The following is a 23,429-nucleotide window of genomic DNA, read 5'->3' on the forward strand; positions in this document are numbered from 1 at the left end:
TGGCGGGGGTCCGGGGGCGGCAGCCCCGGGGGCCCACCCCGGACCACGTCCAGGGCAATTCCACCGGAGCCCACACCCACCTAGACGCCGGCCAACCCCACCTCGGCCCGGGCGGCCAGCCCATCCGCCCCGCACGCCCGCGCAAGAGCGAGCCCCCGCTCAAGCTCCTCCACGGCGCCCGAGGCGATCCCGTACTCGACCCGAGCGACAGCGTGCTCGTACTGGCAGGGCGAGGCCTCCAGATACGTCACGGCCTTGGCGTACAGGGCGACGGCCCGCGACCCGGTCTCCAGGGACGCCGCACACCGGACCGCCTCACCGATCGCGGTGTCCGTGCCGAACCGCTCGGCCTGCACGCGCGCGTCCGCGACGAGGTCGCCCGCACGCCGCGGGTCCTCGGTGGCGAGCGCGCGGGCGAGGTCGTACGCCCAGGGTGCGAGCACGGTGTTGTACTGGCCGCGGGCGGTCAACGCCTTGGCGGTGGCCTCCAGTTCGTTCAGGCCCTCCTCGGTGTGGCCGAGTGCGAGGAGGAGCCGGCCGCGGACGGACATGGCGTCGGGGACGTAGATCGTGGAGGCGGACGGCGGCGCGAAGCCGTAGCGGTCGGCGACGGCCTTCGCCTCCAGGGCATGGCCGCGGGCGAGCAGGGTGTCGATGAGCATGCTGGCGGCCTCCCAGTGCATGGGGAGTCCGCCCTGGCCCACGCGGTCGGCGAGCCGCAGGCTCTCGCGCAGCGACTTCTCGGCGTCCCTGAGCCGTCCGCGCCTGCGGTACACATAGCCGAGGAAAGCATGCGCGAGCGCGAGGTGACCGCCGCTCCAGCCCGCGGTCTCGTACGCCTTGACGGCCTCCGTGAACAGGCTCTCCGCGCGGTCGAGCCGGTCCGCGAAGGCATAGGAGCCGCCGAGCATCAGGCGCAGCTCGAAGCTCCACTCGGCGTCGGTCCAGCCGAGCCCGGGCGCGAGCCGGCCGTTGACGAGGGCGCGGTCGCACAGCTCGACGACCTCTTCGGCGTTCTCGCCGCGCGTCATGGCGTCGAAGGCGCGCAGGATGAGCAGGGCGCGCTCGGCGTTGTCCCGGCCGGTCAGCGGTCCCGCGAGCGCGGCCAGGCGCCGGGAGCGTCCCGGTGAGTCCTCCTCGCCCGCGTGGATGCCCTCCCACATGTAGTGCACGGCCTGGAGCCGCAGCCGGGCGGAGCCGTCCGGGAGGCGCGCGGCCTCCTCGTCGATGACGCGCAGGCCTTCGCCGAGCTGGTCGTTGTGGACCAGTGCCTGGGAGAGCCTGCACACGGCGTCGACGCGCAGCTGCTGGCCGAGTCCCGCCATCGCCAGGGCCTCGCGCAGGTGCCCGATGGTGGTGACGGGTGAGGTGAGCAGCGTGGCGCAGCCGAGTTCGTAGAGCACGTGGGCGTGCACGTCGGGCCGGGGCGGCTCGCGCAGGGCCCGCTCCAGACAGCGGCGGGCCGCGTCGGGCGCGCCGACCGCGAGGTGTTCGGTGGCGGCGTCGCGCAGGTGCTGGACCAGTTCCGGGTCGTCGTCCGGGTGGACTTCGAGGAGGTGCCTGGAGGCCGCGGCGGCGCCGCGCCCGGAGCGGGTGACGGCCCAGGCGGCGCGGCCGTGCATCGCGGTGCGGGTGGCGTTCGGGATCGATTCGTAGACGGCCGTGGCGATCAGCGGGTGCACGAATTCCAGGCCGGCGTCGCCGCTGGTCACGATGCGGGCTGCGCGCAGGCGCTCGGCGCACCGGGCGGCGTCGTCGTGGGGCATCCCGGCGAGCGACGCGGCGAGTTCGGTGGAGATCGCGGGGCCGAGGATCGCGGCGGCCCAGGCGAACCGGGTCACGTCGGTGCCGAGGTCCTCCAGGCGGGCGACGAGGCCGCGGCCGCGTGCGGAGCGGTTGAGGTCCCGCAGTTCGGCGGCGGAGCTCTCGACCGGTTCCAGCTCGCTGTCCTGCACCTTGGCGAGCAGTTCCACGGACTCGTACGGATTGCCGCCGGTGACGGCCCAGACCTCGCGGCAGAACGGGGCGTCGGCGTGCTCGCCGAGGGTGGCGCGGGTGAGGCCCGCCGTGGCGTCCGGGGTGAGGGCGCGCAGCATGGTCGTGGGCAGGGCCGTCGCACCGATCCGGGCGAGGTGGCGGGCGCCCTCGCCGGTGGCCTCGCCGGGCCGGTGGGCGACCACGACCAGGGCGGGCAGGTCGTCGAGGCGCTCGGCGAACGCGGCGAGCCAGCGCAGTGTCTCCTGGTCGGCCCAGTGCGCGTCGTCGATGATCAGGACCAGTGGCCAGTACAGCCGCGAGAGGCGGGCGACCACGTCGACGAGGCCGTCGCACACGGCCTGCGGGTCGGGGCGGCCGTCGCCCGGCTCGGTGATGCCGAGGGCGGGCCCGGCGATCTCGTACCAGTCGCCCAGGTACTCGCGGCCCTCTTCGGGGCTGAGTTGGACGAGGACGGGTTGCAGGAGTTGCCGTACGACGTTGAAGGGGACCTCGGCCACGGTCTCGCCGCCGCGAGGACCGTGGCGCGGCCCTGGGCGATGCGGCGCACCTCTGTCAGCAGCGCGGTCTTGCCGATGCCGGCCTCGCCGCTGTAGACGAGCAGGCCGCCTTCGGTCGTCAGGTCGGAGCACAGCGCGGACACCGCGCCCTCGGCTGCGGCGAGTTCCGCGTCGCGCTCCCACAGCGGGGCCCAGGCGCCACCACCTCCGGGCCGTCCCTGCGTCATCGCGCTACCTCCCGGGGTCGCTCAATCGACGTACAGAAGTCGAGCCTAGCCGGGTCGGGGCTCGCGCGGAGCACGGTCCGCGCAGCTACTCCCGCATGGGTGACAGACGGTCATATGCCAGGCTGCCGGGCTTTCGTGGCCGGGGCGCGGCGCGGTGGCACCGGGGCGCGCGGGCGGCCGGGCGGGGGGTCTTCACAGTCGTTCGATCACTGTGACGTTGGCCTGCCCACCTCCTTCGCACATGGTCTGGAGACCGAACCGGCCGCCGGTGCGCTCCAGTTCGTGCAGGAGGGTCGTCATCAGGCGGGCGCCGGTGGCACCGAGGGGGTGACCGAGGGCGATGGCGCCGCCGTTGACGTTGACGCGGGCGAGGTCGGCGCCGGTCTCCTTCAGCCAGGCGAGGACGACGGGCGCGAAGGCTTCGTTGATCTCTACGAGGTCGATGGCGTCGAGGGTCAGGCCGGTCTTCTTCAGGGCGTGTGCCGTGGCGGGGATGGGGGCGGAGAGCATCCGGATGGGGTCCTCGCCGCGCACGGACAGGTGGTGGACGCGCGCCCGGGGCGTCAACCCGTGGTCGCGGACGGCCTGTTCACCGGCGATGAGCAGGGCGGCGGCGCCGTCGGAGACCTGGGAGGAGCAGGCGGCGGTGATGCTGCCGCCGTCCATGACGGGCTTGAGGGACGCCATCTTCTCGGCTGTCGTGTCGCGGCGCGGGCCCTCGTCGGTGGTGACGCCCGCGAGGGGGACGACTTCGCGGCCGAAGCGGTCCTCGTCGAGGGCGCGCAGGGCCCGCTGGTGGGAGCCGAGCGCGAACTCCTCCATGTCCGTGCGGGAGATGCCCCATTTCCGGGCTATCAGCTCGGCGCCGTGGAACTGGTTCACCGGCCGGTCTCCGTAGCGGGCGCGCCAGCCCTCGCTGCCCGCGAAGGGGCCTTCGGTCAGGCCGAGCGGCTCGGCGGCCTGCCGGGAGGCGAAGGCGATGGGGACCATGGACATGTTCTGCGTGCCGCCCGCGACGACGAGGTCCTGGGTGCCGGAGAGGACGCCCTGGGCCGCGAAGTGCAGGGCCTGCTGCGAGGATCCGCACTGCCGGTCGACGGTCACGCCGGGCACTTCCTCGGGGAGTCCGGCCGCCAGCCAGCTGGTGCGGGCGATGTCCCCGGCCTGCGGTCCGACGGCGTCCAGGCAGCCGAAGACGACGTCGTCCACGGCTGCCGGGTCGACGCCGCAGCGCTCGATGAGCGCCTTGAGGACGTGGGCGCCCAGGTCGGCGGGGTGCACGGCGGCGAGGCCGCCGCCGCGCTTGCCGACGGGGGTGCGGACCGCCTCGACGATGTAGGCCTCGGCCATGGCTGCGTACTCCTCGCGGTCTGGCGCCGTGTGGTGACGGCGCGGTCTCGGGCGCGTACGCGGTCTGTGGGTGCGTGCGCGGGGTCTCAGGTGCGTACGGAGATGCCGTCCAGGACCATCGACAGGTACTGGCGGGCGATCTCGTCGGGGCTGTGGCCGCCGCCGGGGCGGTACCAGGACGCGGCGACCCAGACGGTGTCGCGCACGAAGCGGTAGGCCAGGCGGATGTCCAGGTCGGCGCGGAAGACGCCGTCGGTGACGCCGCGCTCCAGCGTCGTCAGCCAGGCCTTCTCGAACCGCTGCTGGGACTCGACCAGGTACTCGAACCGGGTCTGGGTGACCAGGTGCTTGGACTCCTTCTGGTAGATCGCGACGGCGGAGCGGTGCCGGTCGATCTCCCGGAAGGACTCGGTGACGAGGGCTTCCAGGGTCTCCCGGGGGCCGAGGGGCGCGGAGAGCACGCTGTCGTACCCGTCCCACAGCTCGGTCAGGAACGTCCGCAGGATCTCTTCGAGCATCGACTCCTTGGAGTCGAAGTGGTAGTAGAGACTGCCCGCGAGCATGCCCGCGGCGTCTGCGATCTTGCGGACGGTGGTGGCGTTGTAGCCCTGTTCGGCGAAGACGTCCGCGGCGATCCTGAGCAGCTCGCCGCGGCGCTCGGGCGAGGGGGTCACCGGGGGCTTCTTCCTGCCGCCGGCGGCCTTCCCGGCGCCGGTCGGCTTCTCGCTGGTACTGGTCGGCTTCTCGCTGGTGCTGGTGTCGCTGGACTGCTTCTGTTTCGGCACACGGTCATTCTCCGCCTAGGCGTGCTGGCTGCTGACCGACACCGTCTCCCCCGTCATGTACGAGGAGTAGCCGCTGGCGAGGAAGACGATGACGTTGGCTATCTCCCAGGGCTCGGCGGGGCGGCCGAAGGCCTCGCGCGCGGTCAGCTCGTCGAGCAGCTCGGCGGAGGTGACCTTCGCGAGGTGCGGGTGCAGGGCGAGGCTGGGGGCGACGGCGTTGATCCGGATGCCGTGGGGCGCGGCTTCGAGGGCGGCGCAGCGGGTGAGGGCCATGACCCCGGCCTTCGCGGCCGCGTAGTGCGCCTGGCCCGGCTGTGCGCGCCAGCCGAGGACCGAGGCGTTGTTCACGACGACGCCCCCGGATCCGGTGGCCCGCATGCGGCGCAGGGCGGCTCTGGTGCAGCGGAACGTGCCGTTCAGCGTGACGTCGATGACCTGGTCCCACTGCTCGTCGGTCATCTCGGCGAGCTCGGCCGTGCCGCCGAGGCCCGCGTTGTTCACGACGATGTCGAGGCGGCCGTGCTCCCGCTCCGCCAGGTCGAGAAGCGCCCGCACCTGGGCCTCGTCCGTCACGTCGCACGGGGTGCCGTGCACGCGCTCGGCGCCGAACTCGTCGGCGAGCCGCTCGACCGTCTCCTTGGTGCGGCGTGCGTGCGCGTCACCGAGGACGACGCGCGCGCCCTCCTCCAGGAAGCGGCGGGCGGTGGCGCCGCCTATGCCCGCTCCTGCCGCCGCCGTGACGACGGCGGTGCGGCCGTCGAGCAGGCCGTGCCCGGACACATAAGGAACCACTGCCATGCCCCCACCCGACATCCCCTGACACCCCCTCGGCCGCACCGGCCCTCGACGATTGTCTGCCCCTCACGATAATCTACCAAACACTTGTTAGGGAAGGTGCCCGAGCGGGAGGCGGACCAGGGATGGACCTCGAATTCAGCGCGGCGCAGGAGGAGTTCAGGCAGAAGGCGCGGGCCTGGCTCGCCGCGCACGTGCCCTCGGACCCGCTGCCCTCCCTGGAGACCGAAGAGGGCTTCGCGGCCCACCGCGCCTGGGAGGGCGAGCTGGCCGCGGACCGCTGGTCGGTGGTGTCGTGGCCCGAGGAGTACGGCGGGCGGGGCGCCGGGATCGTCGAGTGGCTGGTGTTCGAGGAGGAGTACTACGCGGCGGGCGCCCCGGGCCGGGTCTCCCAGAACGGCATCAGCCTGCTCGCGCCGACCCTCTTCGACTTCGGCACGCCGGAGCAGCGCGCGCGGGTGCTGCCCCCGATGGCACGCGGCGAGGTGATCTGGGCGCAGGCCTGGTCGGAGCCGGAGGCGGGCTCGGACCTGGCCTCGCTGCGCTCCACCGCCCGCCGGGCGCCCGGCGGTTGGGTCCTGAACGGCCAGAAGACCTGGTCGTCCCGGGCCGCGTTCGCCGACCGCGCCTTCGGCCTGTTCCGCAGCGACCCGGCCGCGGACCGGCCGCACCGCGGTCTGACGTATCTGATGTTCCCGCTCGACACGGCGGGCGTGACCGTGCGCCCCATCGGCCGCATCGACGGCAAGCCCGCGTTCGCCGAGCTGTTCCTGGACGACGTGTTCGTACCCGACGAGGACGTGATCGGCGAGCCGGGCCAGGGCTGGCGGATCGCGATGGCGACGACGGGCGAGGAGCGCGGCCTGACGCTGCGCTCACCGGGCCGCTTCCTGGCGACGGCCGACCGGCTGCTGCGCGACTGGCGTGCGCACGGCGACCCTGCCGACACGGCGCTGCGCGACCGGGTGGCCGACGCGGTGATCGGCGCCCGCGCGTACCAGCTCTTCACCTGGTCCAACGCCTCCCGCTTCGAGGCCGGCGAGGCGATCGGCGCGGAGTCGAGCCTGAACAAGGTGTTCTGGTCGGAGTACGACATCGGGGTGCACGAGACGGCGCTGGATCTACTGGGGGCGGACGGGGAGTTGAGGGGGGCGGAGGGCTTCGCCGGTGAATGGTCGACGCCGGACGGGACGGAGCACGCCGAACCGGCCGACCGGACCGGCACGACCGACACCGCCGCCCCACCCGGCGGGACGCCCCCACCCTGCCGCACACCCCCACCCGACCGGGCACCCCCGACCGACTGGACACCCCCACCCGACCGGACACCCCCGACCGACTGGACCGAAGGCTACGTCTTCGCGCTCGCCGGGCCCATCTACGCGGGCACCAACGAGATCCAGCGCGACATCATCGCCGAGCGCCTGCTCGGCCTGCCGAAGGGACGCCGGTGATGCGGTTCCTCCTGGACGACGAGCAGCGGGACTTCGCCCGTTCGCTGGACGGCATGCTGACGGCGGCCGACACCCCGGCGGCCGCGCGCGCCTGGGCCGCCGGGGAGCACGCGGCGGGCTTCGCCCTCCGGCAACGGATCGGCGCGGCGGGGGTGTTCGCCCTCGCGGCACCGGAGGCGTACGAGGGCGTAGGGCCGTCGCCCGTCGAAACGGCCGTCGCGTTCGTGGAGTTGGGGCGGCACGCGGTGCCCGGACCGCTGGTCGAGACGGTCGCGGCGGTGGCGCTCCTGGCGCGCCTCGCCGCGCTGGGCGTACCGGAGCCCGCCGAGCGGTCGCTGCCCACGCTGGTCGGCGGCGGGGCGAGCGCGACGCTGACGCTCCCCGGCGCCGGGCCGTACGCACTGGACGCGGACGCCTCGGCGGTGCTGCTCGCCGCCGGGGACGGGGAGGTGCGGCTCGCGCCCGGCCACGCGGAACCGCGCGCGTCCCTCGATCCGGCGCGGCGGCTCGCCCGGCTCCTCGCGGGCGGTGAGGTGGTGGCGTCCGGGGACGCGGCGGCCGACGCGGCCGGGCGGGCGCTCGACTGGGCGGCCCTCGCGACGGCGGCGCAGAGCCTGGGGGTCGGGTACGCCCTGCTCGACCGGACGGTGGCGTACGTGCGGGGGCGGACGCAGTTCGGCGCGCCGGTGGGCTCGTTCCAGGCCGTCAAGCACCGCCTCGCGGATGTGCTGGTGGGTCTTGAGTTCGCGCGGCCGCTGGTGTTCGGGGCGGCGGTGTCGCTGCGGGACGGCGACCAGTCGGCCGCCCGGGTGGACCTGGCGGCGGCCAAGGTGGCCACCGGGGAGGCGGTGTACGGCGCGGCGCGGGCGGCGCTGCAGCTGCACGGGGCCCTCGGGTACACGGCCGAGTACGACCTGTCCCTGTGGCTCCTCAAGGCGCGGGCCCTGCGGGGGGCGTGGGGCGGCGTGGGGAGGTGGCGGGAGCGGGTGGTGGCGGGTGGGTGAGGCGCGCGGAGGCGTCCGCCCCGGACCCGTTCCCTCCCCCGGGAAGCGCCCGCCCGGCCGGTCGGCGCGGAATCGGGCACAGTCGGCGCGGGATCGGACACAGCGGAGGAGATCGACACAGGCACGGGCGCACCAAGGAGCACGGAGTGCAGGCAGAGCAGGGCGCGCTGTGCCGCGTACCAAGGGGCAGCACGCGGTGACAGGCCTCACGGCGACAAGGCCGACGCGTCCGGGAACGACCGGGCATACCCAGACTCCTCACGGTGATCGCGCCCCGCACCCCAGCCGACAACCGGACACGGCGCAACGCATGTCCGCGCCGAGGCGGACACGGCAGCCCCAGGGCCCCGCCCCACAGCACCTTTAACTCCGGGCCCGCGGGGGAAGAGCACCCTAGCGCCGCCTCCGGCGAACCCCACCCGCCAGCGAGAGACAGAGACCCATGCGAGTGATCGGCCTGATGTCCGGCACCTCCCACGACGCCATCGACGCCGGTGCCGTCGACCTCACCCTCGACGGCGAAAGCCTCCGACTGACACCGCTGGGCCTGATCAGCCGCGCGTACGACGACGAGCTGCGCGCGGCGCTGACCGCCGCGCTGCCCCCGGCGGCCACCACCCTCGCCGACGTGTGCCGCCTCGACACCCGCATCGGCCAGGCCTTCGCCGCTGCCGCCACCGAGGCCGACCGCGAACTGTGCGGGGGCCGCGCCGAGTTGGTGGCCTCGCACGGGCAGACCGTCTTCCACTGGGTGGACGAGGGGCAGGTGCGCGGCACGCTGCAGATCGGACAGGCCGCGTGGATCGCGGAGGCCACGGGCCTTCCGGTGGTCGCCGACTTCCGGCCGCGGGACGTCGCGGCCGGCGGCCAGGGCGCGCCGCTCGTCAGCCTTGTGGACCGGATGTGGCTGCGCGGCCGCCCCGGCACCCCCGTCGCCCTGAACCTCGGCGGCATCGCCAACATCACGGCCCCGGACGGCACGGCCTTCGACACCGGACCGGCCAACGCCCTGATCGACGCGGCGGTCCGCGACTGGACGCCGCAGGGCCGCGAGCGGAGCCTGACGTACGACAGGGACGGCGCGATCGCCGCCCGCGGCACCGTGCACGAGGGCCTGCTCGCCCGGCTGCTCGCCGAGCCGTACTACGCGCTGCCCGCCCCGAAGACGACGGGCAAGGAGCTCTTCCACGCGGACTATCTGCGCCGGGTCCTCGCCGGGTACGAGGATCTCGCCCCCGAGGACGTCGTCGCGACGCTCACCCGGCTCACGGCGGTGACGGTCGCCGACGCGGTGCGCGCGGTGAAGGCGAGCGAGGTGGTGGTGTCGGGCGGCGGGATCCGCAATCCCACGCTGATGGCGGCGGTGCGGGCCGAGTTGGGGCCCGGCGTGCCGGTGCGCGGCTCGGACGAGCTGGGGCTCGCGTCGGCGGCGAAGGAGGCGTACGCGTTCGCGGTGCTCGGCTTCCTGACGGCACACGGACTGCCCGGCACCGTCGCGGCGAGCACGGGCGCCCGGCACCCGAGCGTGCTCGGCTCGATCACCCCGGGGCGTGCGGGCCGGTGGCCGGAGGGTCTCCTCGGCGGCGCGCAGGCGCCGACGCGGCTCGTCGTCGACGGTCACTGAGCCCGGCTGGTCACTGAGCCCCGCTCCGGCCCCACTTGGCCGATTTCCGCCGACCCCTCTCATCCGACTTTCAGGCGCTGCTCATACCCTGACGCCCATGACGCACGCGACTCCCCCGGGCTGGTATCCCGACCCCGGGCAGATACCTGGTGCCCCACCGTCCGAGAGATGGTGGGACGGGAACATGTGGACGGACGCCGTCCGCGCGCCGGGCGGCTCGCCCGCCCTCCCCCCGGGCGGCTCGCCGGCCTTTCCCCCGGGCGGCTCGCCCGTCTTCCCCCCGCAGCCCCCGCAGGCGCCCCGGCGCGGGGCGCGCACGGCCGTCGTCATCGGGGTCGCCGTCGCCGTGCTCGCGGGCATCGTCGGCGGCGTGTACGCGCTGACGGCGGGCGACGACGATGACGGTGACGACGACAGCGCCAAGCCTCCGGCGTCCTCCGGGCCTTCGAAGCCCGGCGAGGACGACGACGAGGGCCCGCAGAAGCCCGAAGGACCCTCCTCGCCCGGCCCGTCGGACGGCGCCCCGCAGCCCGAGGAGGGCTTCGCCTCCGACGGGGCGAGCGGCATCAGCCTGCCGGTGCCGGACGGCTGGGAGGGCAAGTCCGGCAACCTGGGCGCGGGCGTCACCAAGGGCAAGTACGCGTGCCCCGGGGACACCGCGCGCGTGTGCGTGCGCGGCGGCGCCTTCTCCGCCCCCGCCTCCAGCTTCAAGATCAAGAAGTCCAGCCCCGAGGCGGCGGCGAAGGCGGACATCGAAAAGAACGCCGAGGAGTCGTACGGCGGCAAGATCTATGGCGGCAAGCTGGTGTCCCACAAGGAGCTCGCCTCGAAGTCGGTGACCGTGGCCGGGCAGAAGGGCTATCTGGTCCGCTGGAAGGCCGTGAACCGCAAGGGCCCGGACGGCTTTGTGCAGTCGCTCGCGTTCAAGTCGCCCACCGACGACATGACGATGGTGATCGTCCGCTTCGGCATCGACGACACCGACGACGCTCCCTCGGTGTCGTCCATGGACGAGATCACCAAGGGCATCAAGGAGTTCCGCGGCGGGGGCGGCGGAGGCGACGGCCAGCAGGTCTGACGGCCCGCCACGCACGAGAAGCCGGGCGTACCGATCGCGATCGGTACGCCCGGCTTCTTGTCGCGCGCCGCCCCCGTCCCCACGGTGCGGCGCTCTGCGGGCCCCGTCCGGTCATCCTGCGGACCGGGCCCACGTTCAGGTGGCCGGGGTCTCCTCGGCAAAGGGCGCGGCCAGGGTCTCTCCGTCGGTGGCGGCCGACGTCTCCCCCGCCTCCGGGCGGCCGGGGCCCTCGCTCAGCCCGAGGACCGGCAGCAGCACCGCCTCCACGAACCGCTCCAGATAGCGCTCGTCCGCGTCCTTGCCCTCGACCAGCGGCCGGGCCCGCAGCACGCCGAAGAGCTGGACCGTGACGAACTCCGCCGCCGGGTGGCCCGGGGCGATCTCCCCGCGCTCCACGGCCCGCCGCACGAAGCCGTCGACGGCCTCCACCTCCGGCTCCACGAGCGCCTCGCGCAGCGCCTGCTGAAGGTCCTCGTCCTGCAGGACCGCGTGGCTGAGCGCCTGCACGATCATGGTGTCGCGCCCGGCCCAGGTGGCGGCCGCGCGCGCCGCCGCGCGCAGGTCGCCGGCGAGCGAGCCGGTGTCGATGCCCGCGAAGCGCACACAGCGGTTGGCGCGCAGCGCGGCGGCCACGAACTGGGGCTTCGTCTTCCACTGGCGGTACAGCGTGGACTTGCTGCAGCGGGTCCGCGCGGCGACGCCCTCCATGGTCACGGCCTCGTACCCGCACTCGCGGAGCTGGTCGAGGACCGCGTCGTAGAACTCCTGCTCGCGCTCGGGTGTGATCTTGGAGCGGCGCGACAGCGCGACCTGGTCGCAGAGGTGCTCCTCAACCCGTTCCCGCGGCGTCATCTCGTGTCTCTCCTCGGTGCGGCGGCCCGCTCGGTTCGCTTCCTGCGGACCCTACCGATACGCCAGTGTACCGGTACGCTCCCGTATCGGTACACTGGCGTATCGATGAGTGGAACAACAGGGACTCACTCATCACCGCACCACCCAGTCGTCATGCAAAGGGGCCGGCGGATGGATTCCCGCACCGAGCCTGCGGAACAGGAGCCGGAGATAGCCTCCGGGCGACCGGACACCCCTGCCCGGCCGCCGCTCGCGCGCGAGCTGCTCCTCGTTGTCGGACTCTTCCTCGTCTACAAGTTCGGCAGGCAGCTGGCGAACGGCCATACCGCCGAGGCGTTCCGCAACGCCCACCGCGTCTGGGACGCCGAGCGGTTCCTGCGCCTGCCGGGCGAGGCTTCCGTGCAGGACCTCCTGCTGAGCGGCGACAGCCTCGTCCACGTCGCGAACACCTACTACGCGACCGTGCACTTCCCGGCGACGCTGCTGTTCCTGGTGTGGCTGTACGTGCGCCGCCCCCGGCACTACGTCTGGGCCCGGCGGATCCTCGCCGCGCTCACCGCGGCCGCGCTCGCGCTGCACCTCGCCTTCCCGCTCGCGCCGCCGCGCCTCCTGGACGCGGCGCACCTCGTCGACACGGCACAGAAGTACGGACCCTCGGTGTACGCGGCCGAGCCCGCGACCGACTCGATGGCCAACCAGTTCGCCGCCATGCCGTCGCTGCACTTCGGGTGGGCGCTGATGGTGGCCGTCGGCCTGATCGTCGCGACCAGCTCGCGGTGGCGCTGGCTGTGGCTGCTGCATCCGCTGCTCACGCTGCTCGTCATCGTCGGCACCGCCAACCACTACTGGCTCGACGCCCTCGCGGCGGCCGCGCTGCTCGGCGTCGCGCTGGCCGTGATCCGGCCGCCGCGCCCGGTCCGGTCCCGGATCGTGCGACGGTCCGCCTCGGCGACGGGGCCCGCCCCGACGGTGCCCCCGGCACCCTCCGCCGCCCCCGTGCTCTCCGCCTCCGGAGCCGACCGATGAGCGCCACCCTGCTCGCCGTCCTGCTCTCCCTCGTCTCCGCCGCCGCCTACGCCACCGCCGCCGTCGCACAGCAGCGCCTGGCCGCACGCATCGCGGACACGGGCGGCCGGGTCGTGCGGCTCCTGGGCAGTGGCGCGTGGTGGGCGTCGGTCGGGCTGAACGCGTCGGCGGCGCTGCTGCACGTCGCGGCGCTGAAGTTCGGTCCGCTCACCCTCGTGCAGCCGCTCGGCGCGCTCACGCTGGTCGCCGCCGTACCGCTGGGCGCGCGGCTGGCCGGGCGGCGGGTCTCCCCGCCGGAGTGGCGCGGCACGGGCCTGACCCTGATCGGCCTGGGTGTCCTGCTGCTCACCGCGTCCGGCCCCGAGCCCGACGACACGCTGTCGCTTCCGGAGGCCGTGGCGGTCGCCGGGGTGACGATGGCCGTCGTCGGGCTGCTCACCCGGCCCGGAACCCGCCCCGGACTGCGGCACGCGACCGCGTCCGGTTTCGCCTCCGGTGTCGCGTCGGCGCTCACGCAGACGGTGACGGTCGCGGCCACGGACCGCTCGGGGCCGGTGCTCGACGCGCAGGTCGTGGTGGTGGCGCTGCTCGTCGCCGCCTTCGCGGTGGGCGGGCTCTTCCTCTCGCAGACCGCCTACCGGGGCGGCCTCGGCGCGCCCCTCGCCGTCGTGACCCTGGCCAACCCCGTCGCCGCCGCGGCCATCGGCATCGCCCTGCTCGGCGAGCGGCTGCGGGGCGGCGCGGGCGGGGTGCTCCTCGCCGTGACGGGGGCGCTGATCGCCGCGTACGGCGTCGTGGTCCTCACCCGGTCCCCACAGCCCGCCGCCCGCGTGCCGGACCAGGCACCCGAACCGGCGACCGCCCCCGCGCCGGGCCCCCTCCCCGCGCCGGACGCGACCGCCGACCACCTGCCCTCGATCCCGCTCCAGCCCGAACCGGCGACGCCGCTGCGCACGTAGGGCAGGCAGCGGGACAGACGGCACGGCACGCAGCACAGGCAGCACGACGAAGCGACCACCCCCGCTCGACGCGGAAGGTGGTCGCTTCGTCGTACGTGCCGTGCGGCCCGCGTACCCGTCGGCCCGGGGGCCGGTGCTCAGCCCAGGCCGCGCGAGTCCTGCTTGAGCGCGGTGTCGACGGTCAGGGCCGTCGCCACGACCAGGCTCAGGAGCGGGTCCGGGAGCTGGTAGTGGATCTGCAGGACGTAGTTGTCCGCGGTGGTGAACATCGTCTTGGCGAGGCCCTCCCAGGTCTTGGTGATCCGGGCGACCTCGTTGTCCGACTGGTCGACGATGGAGAAGTTCCAGGCGCGCCAGTTCTCCGCCTTGATCGCGCCGACCTGCTGGCCGTTCACCATCATGCCGAAGTTGATCTTGCCGATGACGTTCTGCTGGACGATCTCGCCGACCACCTGGCCGTCGGGGCGCTCCACGATGACCCGCGACTTCATGAACTTCCGCGGCCGGGTCATCAGCAGCTGCGGGGTGCCGTGGGCGTCCCGGATCTCCAGCTTGTGCGTCATGAACTGGTCGACGCTGGAGACGAAGCGGGCGACCTTCTTGAGCGTGCTCTGGCCGACCTGGACGACGGAGCCGAGCTGGTTGCCCGACTGGTCCATGACCGTGTACTCGTTGGTCAGCTCGATGAGCTTGGCCTTCTGGTTCACCACCAGGACCGGCTCGCTGAACAGCGTGCCGCCGCCCTGCGACGTGGGGTGCACGCCGGCCTGCTGCTGCACCTGGCGCTGGACGCGGGCCGGGTCGGCCGCCGGGGCGGCGGGGGCGGCCTGAGCGGGGGCCTGGGCGGGGGCCTTGCCGAACTGGGCCGCCTGGCCCGGCTGCTGCGGGACCTGCTGGCCCTGCGCGGCCGCCTGGGCCGTCGCGCCCTGCGGGGCCTGGTTCGTGTGGTCGGTCCACTGGGAGCCGTCCCACCAGCGGAGGAGCTGGGAGGCGCCCTGGGGGTCCGGGTACCAGCCTGCAGGTGTGTTCGAATGCGTTGTCACCCGGGCACACTACCCCGAACCACCCCGGCCGCCGCCAGCCCCGGGAGCGGACTTTCCGCAGGCCGGAGCGGTGGCCGCGTTTCCGCAACGGCCACCGGCATCCGCACCGCGACGACGGCGGACCCCCGTTCGGCGCCTCCGCCACGACGGCCACGGCGCTATCGGAGCACCTCCACCGCCAGCGCCCCGTCCGCCACTTCGAGGACGACCTCGCCGACGCGTCCCGCCGCCCGCACGTCCGCCGCGGCGAGCGCGAACCGGTCGAGCACGTCCCGCGGTCCGCGCACGACGACCGTCGCGATCTCGGCCCGCATCGAGAGCCTGGCCAGGGACTTGGCCTTGCGCACCCCGGCGATGACCTCGGCGGCCGTCGCCAGCACGCTCCCGTCCAGGTCACCCGCCTCTCGGTGACCGCCGTCCGACGCGGCCTCGCGGCCCCCGCCGTCCGGGTCTCCCTCCGCCCGGCCGGGCCCCGCGGCGCCCCGCGCCCCCGCGAGCACCTCCTCCGCCGACGGCCACGCGGCCCGGTGCACCGACCCCGGCGCGTACCAGGACCAGACCTCCTCGGTGACGAACGGCAGGGTCGGGGCGAAGAGACGCAGCACCGTGTCCAGGGCCGTCCGCAGGGTCTCGCGGGCCGAGTCGCGGGCGGCCGCGTCGCCGTGGTCGCCGTAGGCGCGGGCCTTGACCAGCTCCACGTAGTCGTCGCAGAAGCGCCAGAAGAACGTCTCCGTGCAGCTCAGCGCCCGGGTGTAGTCGAAGTCGTCGAAGGCGGCCGTAGCCTCGTCGACGGTGGCGGCGAGGTCGGCGAGCAGCGCCCGGTCCAGCGGTTCACGCACGGGCGCGCCGCTCGCCTCGAAGCCGAGGACGAACTTGCCGACGTTCAGGAGCTTCGTCGCGAGCCGTCGGCCGATCTTCATCTGGCCGGTGTCGAAGGCGGTGTCGGTGCCGGGCCTGCCGCTCGCCGCCCAGTGCCGCACCGCGTCCGAGCCGTGTGTGCGCAGCAGGTCGTCGGGGGTGACGGCGTTGCCCTTCGACTTCGACATCTTCTTGCGGTCGGGGTCGAGGATCCACCCGGAGATCGCCGTGTGCCGCCAGGGCAGCGTCTCGTGTCCGGTGTGGGCGCGCAGGACCGTGGCGAACAGCCAGGTGCGGATGATCTCGTGGGCCTGCGGGCGCAGGTCCATCGGGAAGAGGCGGGCGAACAGGTCCGGGTCCGCGAGCTGCCGCCCGGCGATCTGCGGGGTGAGCGAGGAGGTCGCCCAGGTGTCCATGACGTCGGGGTCGCCGGTGAAACCGTGCGGCTTGTCGCGCTGGGAGGGGTCGTGGCCGGGCGGGGTCTGCGCGCTGGGGTCGACGGGCAGGGTGGCCGCTTCGGGGACGATCGGACGGGTGTGGTCGGGCATGCCGTCGCCGTCGAGGGGATACCAGAGCGGGATGGGGACCCCGAAGAAGCGCTGACGGCTGATCAGCCAGTCGCCGTTGAGGCCGTCCACCCAGTGGTCGTAGCGCACGCGCATGTGCGGCGGGTGCCAGACCAGCTCCCGCCCCCGCGCGCGGAGTTCGGCCCTGCGCTCCTCGTCGCGGCCGCCGTTGCGGATGTACCACTGGCGGGTGGTGACGATCTCCAGGGGCTTGTCGCCCTTCTCGAAGAACTTCACCGCGTGCGTGACGGGCCGGGGTTCGCCGTGCAGCTCGCCGCGCTCGCGCAGCAGCGCGACGACGCGTTCGCGCGCGGTGTGGGCGGTGGCGCCCGCGAGTCCGGCGTACGCGGCGACGGCGTCCGGCGTGTCGATCCCGCTCGGCGGCTCGGCGCGGAAGCGGCCGTCCCAGCCGATCACCGGCCGGGTGGCCAGGCGCAGTTCACGCCACCAGACGACGTCGGTGGTGTCGCCGAACGTGCAGACCATGGCGATGCCCGTGCCCTTGTCGGGCGCCGCGAGCCGGTGGGCGAGGACGGGGACCTCGACGTCGAAGAGCGGGGTGCGGACGGTCGTGCCGAAGAGGTGGCGGTAGCGCTCGTCGTCGGGGTGTGCCACGAGGGCGACGCACGCGGGGAGCAGTTCGGGGCGGGTCGTCTCGACGGGGACGGTGCGGCCGTCGGCGGCGCGGAAGCACAGCCGATGGTAGGCGCCGGGCCGCTCGCGGTCCTCCAACTCGGCCTGGGCGACCGCCGTGCGGAACGTGACGTCCCACAGGGTGGGCGCCTCCGCCAGGTACGCGTCACCGCGGGCGAGGTCGGCGAGGAAGGCCCGCTGCGAGGTGGCGCGCGCCTCGGCGCCGATGGTCCGGTAGGTGCGCGACCAGTCGACGGACAGGCCGAGGCGGCGCCACAGGTCCTCGAAGGCCTGCTCGTCCCGCTCGGTGAGCCGCTCGCACAGCTCGATGAAGTTCTCCCGGGAGACCGGGACCTGCCGCTTGCCGGGCGCCGCGGGCGGGGTGAAGTCCGGGTCGTAGGGCAGCGCGGGGTCGCAGCGGACGCCGTAGTGGTGCTGGACGCGGCGTTCGGTGGGCAGGCCGTTGTCGTCCCAGCCCATGGGGTAGAAGACGTTGCGGCCACGCATGCGCTGGTAGCGGGCGACGGTGTCGGTGTGCGTGTACGAGAAGACGTGCCCGACGTGCAGGGAGCCGCTGACGGTGGGCGGCGGGGTGTCGATGGCGAACAGCTCGTCCCGAGGCGCCGTGCGCGCATGGTCCGCGTCGAAGGCGTATACACCCGACTCGTCCCAGCGCCTGGACCACTTCTCCTCGAGACCGTCGAGGACGGGCTTCTCCGGGGCGCCCTGCGGGCGTGGGGTGTCCGTCATGCTCCCGCATGCTAACGCGGCGCCGAGCAGGGCGTTCACCCATTTTTCGCGGCGCGGGCGAGGCGGGCCGCCGCCCCGGAGCAGGGAGCCCCGGAGCAGCGGCCGCCGCGTGTATGCGCCTCAGACTGTGGCGATCGCCGGGTCGCTGACCCCCGCCTGCCCGTTCTCCACGTGCCCGGCGAGGCGCCGCAGGAAGCCCGCGGAGGTGTCGGACACGACGGTGAGGTCGTACCAGCGCTTGCTGGCGCGCAGGTCCACGGTGTGCTCGACGGTGGCGCCCGGCTTGACCTTGAAGGTCTCCTTGCCGCCGCCGTAGGCGTTGGTCACCGTCAGGTTGCAGTCGGCGGAGCCCGCGTTGGTCAGCGTCAGCTTGATGTTGCCGGTCGCCTTGTCGTGGCGGGCGGTGACCTCGGGGCCCGCGGTCTTGCCCGGGCCCTTGAAGGTGCGCAGGAAGCCGTTCGGGCCGAACACGCTCAGGTCGTGGCTGCCGCCGGAGTACGCCGAGTTCCAGGTGTCGGAGACCGTCCTGCCCGCGCCCGTGGTGTACGTCCAGGGGCCGTCGGTGCGGTTGCCGGAGCGCACGTGGAAGCAGACGCCCGCCTGGTCGCCCCCGCCGAAGGTGAGGGTGAACTTCCCGGCGGCCGTGTCCGCGCGGCCGTCCACCAGCGGGGCGTAGGGCAGCGCACGCGCGGGCCGCGAGCCGCGCTCCTGCTTGGGCAGCGCGGGGTTCGCGGGCGGCTTGGGGAAGTAGTCGGGGTGGCGCTCGTGGTCCGGCGGCTCGTAGGCGGCCGTGTCGGGCAGCTCCGCCGGGTCGGTGTCCTTGCCGCCGAAGTCGAAGGCGGAGGTGAGGTCGCCGCAGATCGCGCGGCGCCACGGCGAGATGTTGGGCTCCTCGACGCCGAAGCGCTTCTCCATGAACCGGATGATCGACGTGTGGTCGAAGACCTCGGAGTTCACGAACCCGCCCGTGCTCCACGGCGAGATCACGAGCATCGGCACGCGCTGCCCGAGGCCGTAGTGCCCGGCCCCGTAGGAGGCGTTGCCGGGGAAGTAGTCGAGCTTGGTGTCGACGGTCGACAGGCCCTGATTGGCGTCCTTCGGGGTGTACGGCGGCACGACGTGGTCGAAGTAGCCGTCGTTCTCGTCGTACGTGAGGAACAGCGCCGTCTTCCCCCACACCGCCGGGTTGGAGGTGAGCGCGTCCAGGATCTGCGCGATGTACCAGGCACCGTAGTTCACCGGCCAGTTCGGGTGCTCGCAGAACGCCTCGGGCGCGGCGATGTAGGACACCTGCGGCAGCCGGTCCGCCTTGACGTCGGCCTTCAGGATGTCGAAGTAGCCGTCGCCCGCCTTGACGTTCGTGCCGGTGCGGGCCTTGTCGTAGAGGGGGTCGCCGGGCTTGGCGTTCCGGTACTTGTTGAAGTACAGGAGCGAGTTGTCGCCGTAGTTGCCGCGGTAGGCGTCCTTGATCCAGCCCCACTTGCCCGCGGCGTCCAGGCCGTCGCCGATGTCCTGATAGACCTTCCAGGACACGCCCGCCTGCTCCAGGCGCTCGGCGTACGTCGTCCAGTCGTAGCCCAGCTCCTGGTTGCCGAGGACCGGTCCGCCGCCCTTGCCGTCGTTGCCGACGTGGCCCGTCAGCATGTAGTAGCGGTTGGGGTCGGTGGCCCCGATGAACGAGCAGTGGTAGTCGTCGCAGACCGTGAAGGCGTCGGCGAGCGCGTAGTGGAAGGGGATGTCGTCCCGTTTCAGATACGCCATGGTCCGCTCGGACTTCGCCGGGATCCACTGGTCGTACGCGCCGTTGTTGAACGCCTTGTGGCCGCCCGCCCAGTCGTGGTCGAGGCCCGCGATGAACTGCATGCCCAGGTTCTCGGCGTCGGGGTGGAAGGGCAGGACCTCCTTGCCGCCGTCCCGCTGGTGCCAGACCGGCTTGCCGCCGGGCAGCGTCACCGGCCGGGGGTCGCCGAAGCCGCGTACGCCCTTCATCGTCCCGAAATAGTGGTCGAAGGAACGGTTCTCCTGCATGAGCACCACGACGTGCTCGACGTCCGCGATGGTGCCGGTGCGGCGCTTCGCGGGCAGCGAGGCCGCGCGGGCGATGCTCTCGTTCAGCGCGGCGAGGGCGGCGGTGCCGCCGGCCAGTTGCAGGAAGCGGCGCCGGTTGAGTTCAGGCATGGGGATATGACCTCGCGTGATGTGGGGGGACGTGAGCGGGTGCAGTGTGTCAACTGGGCCAAGGCTTATGGAAGAGGCAGGCGGGCCCGTGTCCGCGAGATGGCGCCGGGGCCAACCGCGAGTGCCGGGAGGCCTGCGCGACGGACGCGCCCGCGGTGCCGTCACCGCCGCGCGGGCCGGGCACGCGTTGCGGGCTCGTGAACTCTCCCCCGGCGAGGAATGCGGGAGCCGCCCCCGGCCTTGTCCCCAGTGATCGTCGACGTGCGCCACGGGGCGCGCGGGACGCAGCGAACGGAGCGAGGGACAGATGGCCAAGGCGTACGCGTTCACCCGGCACGGCGGTCCCGAGGTGGAGGCCCTGATCGACCGGGAGCCGCCCGAGCCGGGACCGGGGCAGCTGCTGGTCAAGGTGCGGGCGGCGGGCGTCAACCCCGTCGACCACAAGCTGCGCGGGGGCTACCGCAGGCCGGGGCAGGCCCCCGCCGAACTGCCCGAGGTCCTCGGCAGCGAGGCCTCGGGCGTGGTGGAGCGGACCGGCCCCGGGGTCGAGGGGTTCGCCGTGGGGGACGCGGTGTTCGGGTCCACGCTCACCGGCGGGTACGCCGAGTACACGCTGCTTCCGGTGACCGTCGCCGCTCGCGTACCGGAGGGCCTGTCCTTCGTGGAGGCCGCGACGCTGCCGGTCGCCGCGGCCACCGCCTACGACGGCGTGCGTCAGCTCGCGCTGCCCGCCGGGTCGACACTGCTCGTCACCGGCGCCGGGGGCGGCGTGGGCGGGAACGCGGTGCGCCTCGCCCGCCATCTGGGGCTGCGCGTCGTCGGTACGGCGAGCGAGGCCAAGAAGGACGTCGTCGAGTCCCTGGGCGCGGTCCATGTGGCGCCGGGTCCGGACCTGGTGGAGCGGATCCGTGCCGCCGCCCCTGACGGCGTCGACGGCGTCTTCGACCTGGTCGGCGGGGACCATCTGCGGGCCGTGGCGGACGTGGTGGCCGACCGCACGAAGCTGATCACGGCCGGCGGCAAGCGGATCGTGACGGAACTCGGCGGCTCCGCCGTGGCCCGCGCGCGGGACGCCGCCACGCTCGACGCGGTGGCCGAACTCGCCGCCTCAGGTGTGCTCCGGCCGCACATCACGGCGACGTACCCCCTGGACCGGGCGGGCGAGGCCCTGCGCGCGGTGGAGAGCGGTCACGCGCTCGGCAAGGTCGTGATCGAGGTCGGGCCGTGAGGTCGCCGCAGGCGCCGGGTTCCGGCTGCGCCGGGACAGCCGCAGGGCCCTGACCGGAAACCTGACAGAGAAACTCGGCAGGGAAACCTGACAGGGAAAAAGAAAAAGACGGCCGTTCGTTCGGATTGATACCTTCCGGACCATGCGTGCCCTTGGTGACAAAGAAATCCGTGCGTCGTTCGTGAACTGCTCGAAGGGCGAGGCCCGGCGTCTCACCCTGCCCGCGGGCTTCGCCGAGACGCCCTGGTCCGACCTGGACTTCCTGGGCTGGCGCGACCCCAAGGCACCGGACCGCGGCTATGTCGTCGCCGAGCGGGACGAGGAACTGGTCGGCATCGCCCTGCGCGCCTCCACGGGGGCCCGCCGCTCCATGCTGAAGTCCAGCATCTGCTCGGTGTGCGTGACGCCGCAGGCCGGTTCGGGCATCGCACTGCTCGTCGCGCCCCGCGCGGGCGAGGCGGGCCGCCAGGGCAACTCGGTCGGTCTGTACGTCTGCGCGGACCTGGCCTGCTCCCTCTACGTGCGCGGCAAGAAGACGTCGGCCCTGGCCCGCCGCTTCGACGAGAGCCTCACGCCCGAGGAGCAGAACGACCGCACGGTCCGCAACCTCAACGGCTTCCTGGACCAGGTGCTCGCCCGCGCCTAGACCTGCCGGGGGTCGACCAGTTGCAGGGTCAGGGCGTCCGGCGGGTCCGCGAGGCCGGGGCCGCCCGCCTCGGCCCAGGTGAGGATGTCGTCGAGGGACGCGTCGTCCAGGGCGAAGCCCACCCAGGCCGGGCGGCCGCCGTGCGCGCGGCCCGTGCGGGAGGGCTGGACGACCACGATGTTGGCCTGGCCGCAGGGGCCGAGGCAGTCGCTGGTGCGCACGGCGAACCGGCCCCCGGACGCGTCCGCCGCCGCCCGCAGCCGTGCCAACTGGCCCACGTGGTCGGTGCCGGGGTGCTTGACCGGGTCGCCGCAGCAGCAGCCACGGCAGACGACGAGGGTGCAGGGGCGCGGGGCGGGCGGGGTCGTCGGGGGCACGGTGGCGGGGGCGGTGCGGGGATCGGGCAGGAGCACGGCCGGGGCGGTGCGGGGCTCGGGCACGGTCATTTCATGATCATGCCAGGGGGCGCTCAGGTCAGATAGGCCAGGCCCGGGTGTGCCTGCCGGTAGCCGTCGACCAGGCGGCGGGCCACGGACACCGAGTCGACCAGCGGGTGCAGCGCGAACGCCTTGACGGCCGTGGCGCGCGAACCGCTGTCCGCCGCGGCGAGGACCTCACGCTCGACCGCCTTGACCGCGCACACCAGGCCCGTGGCGTGCCCCGGCAGCGGTGACACGGCCGCCGGGTGCGGACCCGACGCGTCCACCGTGCACGGCACTTCGATGACCGCGTCGGAGTCCAGCTCCGGCAGGGTCGTGCGGTTGCGGACGTTGAGGATCAGCGTCGCGTGTTCGTCGCGGGCGATGGCCCGCATCAGGGCGAGGGCGACCTGTTCGTAGCCGCCGGACTCCATGTCCTCGGGGGCGCGTTCACCGGCGCCCGCGGCCTCCCTGCTGTGCGCCATGTACGTGGCCTCCCGCTCGGCCCGGGTGGCGTCCCAGGTCTTGAACGCGGGCGTCCCGGGGCTCCGCATCTCCTCGTAGAAGCGGGCCTGCTGATCGCGCAGGAACGCGCCGCGGGTCCGCTCGGCCGACCGGTAGGCGTGGACGGTCTCCCGGTTGAAGTAGTAGTAGTGCAGGTACTCGTTGGGGATCACGCCGAGCGACTGCAGCCAGTCGGCGCCGAAGAGCTTGCCCTCCTCGAAGGACTCCAGGAGGCCGCGGTCGGCGAGCAGCCGCGGCAGCAGGTCCTGCCCGTCGACCTCCAGGCCGCTCAGCCAGCCCAGGTGGTTCAGGCCCACGTAGTCGAGCCGTGCCCGGCGGGGCTCGGCGCCGAGCAGTCCCGCGATCCGGCGGCCGAGGCCCACCGGCGAGTCGCAGATGCCGATGACGCGGTCGCCGATGTGGCGGGCCATCGCCTCGGTCACCAGGCCCGCCGGGTTGGTGAAGTTGATGACCCAGGCCTCGGGCGCGAGCCGTCGCACCCGGCGGGCGATGTCGACGGCGACGGGCAGCGTCCGCAGCCCGTACGCGATGCCGCCCGCGCCGACCGTCTCCTGCCCGAGCACCCCTTCGGCGAGGGCCACCCGCTCGTCGGCGGCGCGTCCCTCCAGGCCGCCGACGCGGATCGCGGAGAACACGAAGTCGGCGCCGCGCAGCGCCTCGTCGAGGTCGGCGGTGACGATCACGGCGGGCGCGTCGGCCACGCCGGCGGCCTGGTCGGCGAGGACGCGGGCGATCGCCGCGGCCCGGGCACCCACCACGTCGTACAGGACGACCTCGGTGACGCGGCCCTCGGCGCGGTCGCCGAGCAGCGCCCGGTACACGAGGGGCACACGGAATCCGCCGCCGCCCAGAATCGCCAGCCTCATGTCTGAACCACCTCGCTCACAGCCCCAGTCAAGGAGAATCGTTGAACATCGCCCCGAACACCTACCAC

At 73.7% G+C, this 23,429-nt stretch carries 17 protein-coding genes and 1 pseudogene; 8 read left to right on the forward strand and 10 right to left on the reverse strand.

What is annotated here, in order from left to right:
• Nucleotides 1-80: 80 nt before the first annotated feature.
• The 4 genes and pseudogenes from OO63_RS41430 to OO63_RS11430 form a co-directional block, all read right to left on the reverse strand.
• Nucleotides 81-2,722: pseudogene (locus OO63_RS41430) on the reverse strand (ATP-binding protein).
• A 192-nt stretch (nt 2,723-2,914) separates the two neighbouring features.
• Nucleotides 2,915-4,072 (reverse strand): acetyl-CoA C-acetyltransferase, encoded by a 1,158-nt coding sequence (locus tag OO63_RS11420; protein WP_030360190.1) that lies wholly within the window; start codon nt 4,070-4,072, stop codon nt 2,915-2,917.
• A gap of 86 nt (nt 4,073-4,158) precedes the next feature.
• Complete coding sequence (locus OO63_RS11425) at nt 4,159-4,746, reverse strand: TetR/AcrR family transcriptional regulator (protein WP_030360191.1); 588 nt, start codon at nt 4,744-4,746, stop codon at nt 4,159-4,161.
• Between the two features lie 126 nt (nt 4,747-4,872).
• The gene (locus OO63_RS11430) at nt 4,873-5,655 is read right to left on the reverse strand and encodes an SDR family oxidoreductase (RefSeq protein ID WP_030360192.1); all 783 of its coding nucleotides are present in this window, start codon (nt 5,653-5,655) and stop codon (nt 4,873-4,875) included.
• Between the two features lie 122 nt (nt 5,656-5,777).
• Here OO63_RS11430 and OO63_RS11435 point away from each other — a divergent pair, with 122 nt between their 5' ends.
• The 4 genes from OO63_RS11435 (at nt 5,778) to OO63_RS11450 (ending at nt 10,812) form a co-directional block, all read left to right on the forward strand.
• Nucleotides 5,778-7,106, forward strand: coding sequence for an acyl-CoA dehydrogenase family protein (locus OO63_RS11435; protein WP_030360193.1), 1,329 nt, complete (start codon nt 5,778-5,780; stop codon nt 7,104-7,106).
• Nucleotides 7,106-8,110, forward strand: coding sequence for an acyl-CoA dehydrogenase family protein (locus tag OO63_RS11440; protein ID WP_030360194.1), 1,005 nt, complete (start codon nt 7,106-7,108; stop codon nt 8,108-8,110). The genes OO63_RS11435 and OO63_RS11440 overlap by 1 nt, the downstream gene beginning before the upstream one ends.
• Before the next feature lie 442 nt (nt 8,111-8,552).
• Nucleotides 8,553-9,734, forward strand: a complete 1,182-nt coding sequence (locus OO63_RS11445) for an anhydro-N-acetylmuramic acid kinase (RefSeq protein ID WP_030360195.1) — start codon at nt 8,553-8,555, stop codon at nt 9,732-9,734.
• A 97-nt stretch (nt 9,735-9,831) separates the two neighbouring features.
• A complete protein-coding gene (locus tag OO63_RS11450) occupies nt 9,832-10,812 on the forward strand; it encodes a DUF2510 domain-containing protein (protein WP_030360196.1) in 981 nt (326 codons plus the stop codon).
• 135 nt (nt 10,813-10,947) lie between these two features.
• Here OO63_RS11450 and OO63_RS11455 read toward each other — a convergent pair whose 3' ends face one another.
• Nucleotides 10,948-11,664, reverse strand: coding sequence for a TetR/AcrR family transcriptional regulator (locus OO63_RS11455; protein ID WP_234311280.1), 717 nt, complete (start codon nt 11,662-11,664; stop codon nt 10,948-10,950).
• A gap of 171 nt (nt 11,665-11,835) precedes the next feature.
• On the opposite strand from OO63_RS11455, the gene OO63_RS11460 reads away from it, so the two are divergent.
• Nucleotides 11,836-12,690 (forward strand): phosphatase PAP2 family protein, encoded by an 855-nt coding sequence (locus OO63_RS11460; RefSeq protein WP_030360198.1) that lies wholly within the window; start codon nt 11,836-11,838, stop codon nt 12,688-12,690.
• The gene (locus OO63_RS11465; protein WP_030360199.1) at nt 12,687-13,649 is read left to right on the forward strand and encodes a DMT family transporter; all 963 of its coding nucleotides are present in this window, start codon (nt 12,687-12,689) and stop codon (nt 13,647-13,649) included. Before OO63_RS11460 ends, OO63_RS11465 begins: the two co-directional genes overlap by 4 nt.
• Nucleotides 13,650-13,786: 137 nt before the next feature.
• On the opposite strand, the gene OO63_RS11470 is transcribed toward OO63_RS11465, so the two are convergent.
• From OO63_RS11470 to OO63_RS11480, 3 genes are all read right to left on the reverse strand, one after another.
• Nucleotides 13,787-14,692, reverse strand: a complete 906-nt coding sequence (locus OO63_RS11470) for an LURP-one-related family protein (RefSeq protein ID WP_030360200.1) — start codon at nt 14,690-14,692, stop codon at nt 13,787-13,789.
• Between the two features lie 158 nt (nt 14,693-14,850).
• Complete coding sequence (gene valS, locus OO63_RS11475; protein ID WP_030360201.1) at nt 14,851-17,499, reverse strand: valine--tRNA ligase; 2,649 nt, start codon at nt 17,497-17,499, stop codon at nt 14,851-14,853.
• Nucleotides 17,500-17,619: 120 nt separating this feature from the next.
• A complete protein-coding gene (locus OO63_RS11480; protein ID WP_030360202.1) occupies nt 17,620-19,677 on the reverse strand; it encodes a phosphocholine-specific phospholipase C in 2,058 nt (685 codons plus the stop codon).
• A gap of 307 nt (nt 19,678-19,984) precedes the next feature.
• Here OO63_RS11480 and OO63_RS11485 point away from each other — a divergent pair, with 307 nt between their 5' ends.
• A complete protein-coding gene (locus OO63_RS11485; RefSeq protein ID WP_033264033.1) occupies nt 19,985-20,905 on the forward strand; it encodes an NADP-dependent oxidoreductase in 921 nt (306 codons plus the stop codon).
• Nucleotides 20,906-21,047: 142 nt separating this feature from the next.
• Entirely contained in the window at nt 21,048-21,551 is a 504-nt protein-coding gene (locus tag OO63_RS11490; RefSeq protein ID WP_030360204.1) for an FBP domain-containing protein, read from the forward strand.
• Here the strand turns inward: OO63_RS11490 and OO63_RS11495 are convergent.
• On the reverse strand, nt 21,548-21,997 hold the full coding sequence (locus OO63_RS11495; protein ID WP_234311281.1) for a (2Fe-2S) ferredoxin domain-containing protein: 450 nt from the start codon (nt 21,995-21,997) through the stop codon (nt 21,548-21,550). The two genes, OO63_RS11490 and OO63_RS11495, sit on opposite strands and share 4 nt — an antisense overlap.
• Nucleotides 21,998-22,020: 23 nt before the next feature.
• On the reverse strand, nt 22,021-23,361 hold the full coding sequence (locus tag OO63_RS11500; protein WP_030360206.1) for a 6-phospho-beta-glucosidase: 1,341 nt from the start codon (nt 23,359-23,361) through the stop codon (nt 22,021-22,023).
• Between the last annotated feature and the right edge of the window lie 68 nt (nt 23,362-23,429).

It is taken from the genome of Streptomyces alboflavus, from assembly GCF_000716675.1.
Lineage (GTDB): Bacteria > Actinomycetota > Actinomycetes > Streptomycetales > Streptomycetaceae > Streptomyces > Streptomyces alboflavus.

Coding starts and splice junctions, on each gene's coding strand:
- OO63_RS11420 (WP_030360190.1), bottom strand. CDS start 4,072: ATGGCCGAGGCCTACATCGTCGAGGCGGTCCGCACCCCCGTCGGCAAG.
- OO63_RS11430 (WP_030360192.1), bottom strand. CDS start 5,655: ATGGCAGTGGTTCCTTATGTGTCCGGGCACGGCCTGCTCGACGGCCGC.
- OO63_RS11435 (WP_030360193.1), top strand. CDS start 5,778: ATGGACCTCGAATTCAGCGCGGCGCAGGAGGAGTTCAGGCAGAAGGCG.
- OO63_RS11440 (WP_030360194.1), top strand. CDS start 7,106: ATGCGGTTCCTCCTGGACGACGAGCAGCGGGACTTCGCCCGTTCGCTG.
- OO63_RS11445 (WP_030360195.1), top strand. CDS start 8,553: ATGCGAGTGATCGGCCTGATGTCCGGCACCTCCCACGACGCCATCGAC.
- OO63_RS11450 (WP_030360196.1), top strand. CDS start 9,832: ATGACGCACGCGACTCCCCCGGGCTGGTATCCCGACCCCGGGCAGATA.
- OO63_RS11455 (WP_234311280.1), bottom strand. CDS start 11,664: ATGACGCCGCGGGAACGGGTTGAGGAGCACCTCTGCGACCAGGTCGCG.
- OO63_RS11460 (WP_030360198.1), top strand. CDS start 11,836: ATGGATTCCCGCACCGAGCCTGCGGAACAGGAGCCGGAGATAGCCTCC.
- OO63_RS11465 (WP_030360199.1), top strand. CDS start 12,687: ATGAGCGCCACCCTGCTCGCCGTCCTGCTCTCCCTCGTCTCCGCCGCC.
- valS (WP_030360201.1), bottom strand. CDS start 17,499: ATGACGGACACCCCACGCCCGCAGGGCGCCCCGGAGAAGCCCGTCCTC.
- OO63_RS11480 (WP_030360202.1), bottom strand. CDS start 19,677: ATGCCTGAACTCAACCGGCGCCGCTTCCTGCAACTGGCCGGCGGCACC.
- OO63_RS11485 (WP_033264033.1), top strand. CDS start 19,985: ATGGCCAAGGCGTACGCGTTCACCCGGCACGGCGGTCCCGAGGTGGAG.
- OO63_RS11490 (WP_030360204.1), top strand. CDS start 21,048: ATGCGTGCCCTTGGTGACAAAGAAATCCGTGCGTCGTTCGTGAACTGC.
- OO63_RS11495 (WP_234311281.1), bottom strand. CDS start 21,997: ATGACCGTGCCCGAGCCCCGCACCGCCCCGGCCGTGCTCCTGCCCGAT.
- OO63_RS11500 (WP_030360206.1), bottom strand. CDS start 23,361: ATGAGGCTGGCGATTCTGGGCGGCGGCGGATTCCGTGTGCCCCTCGTG.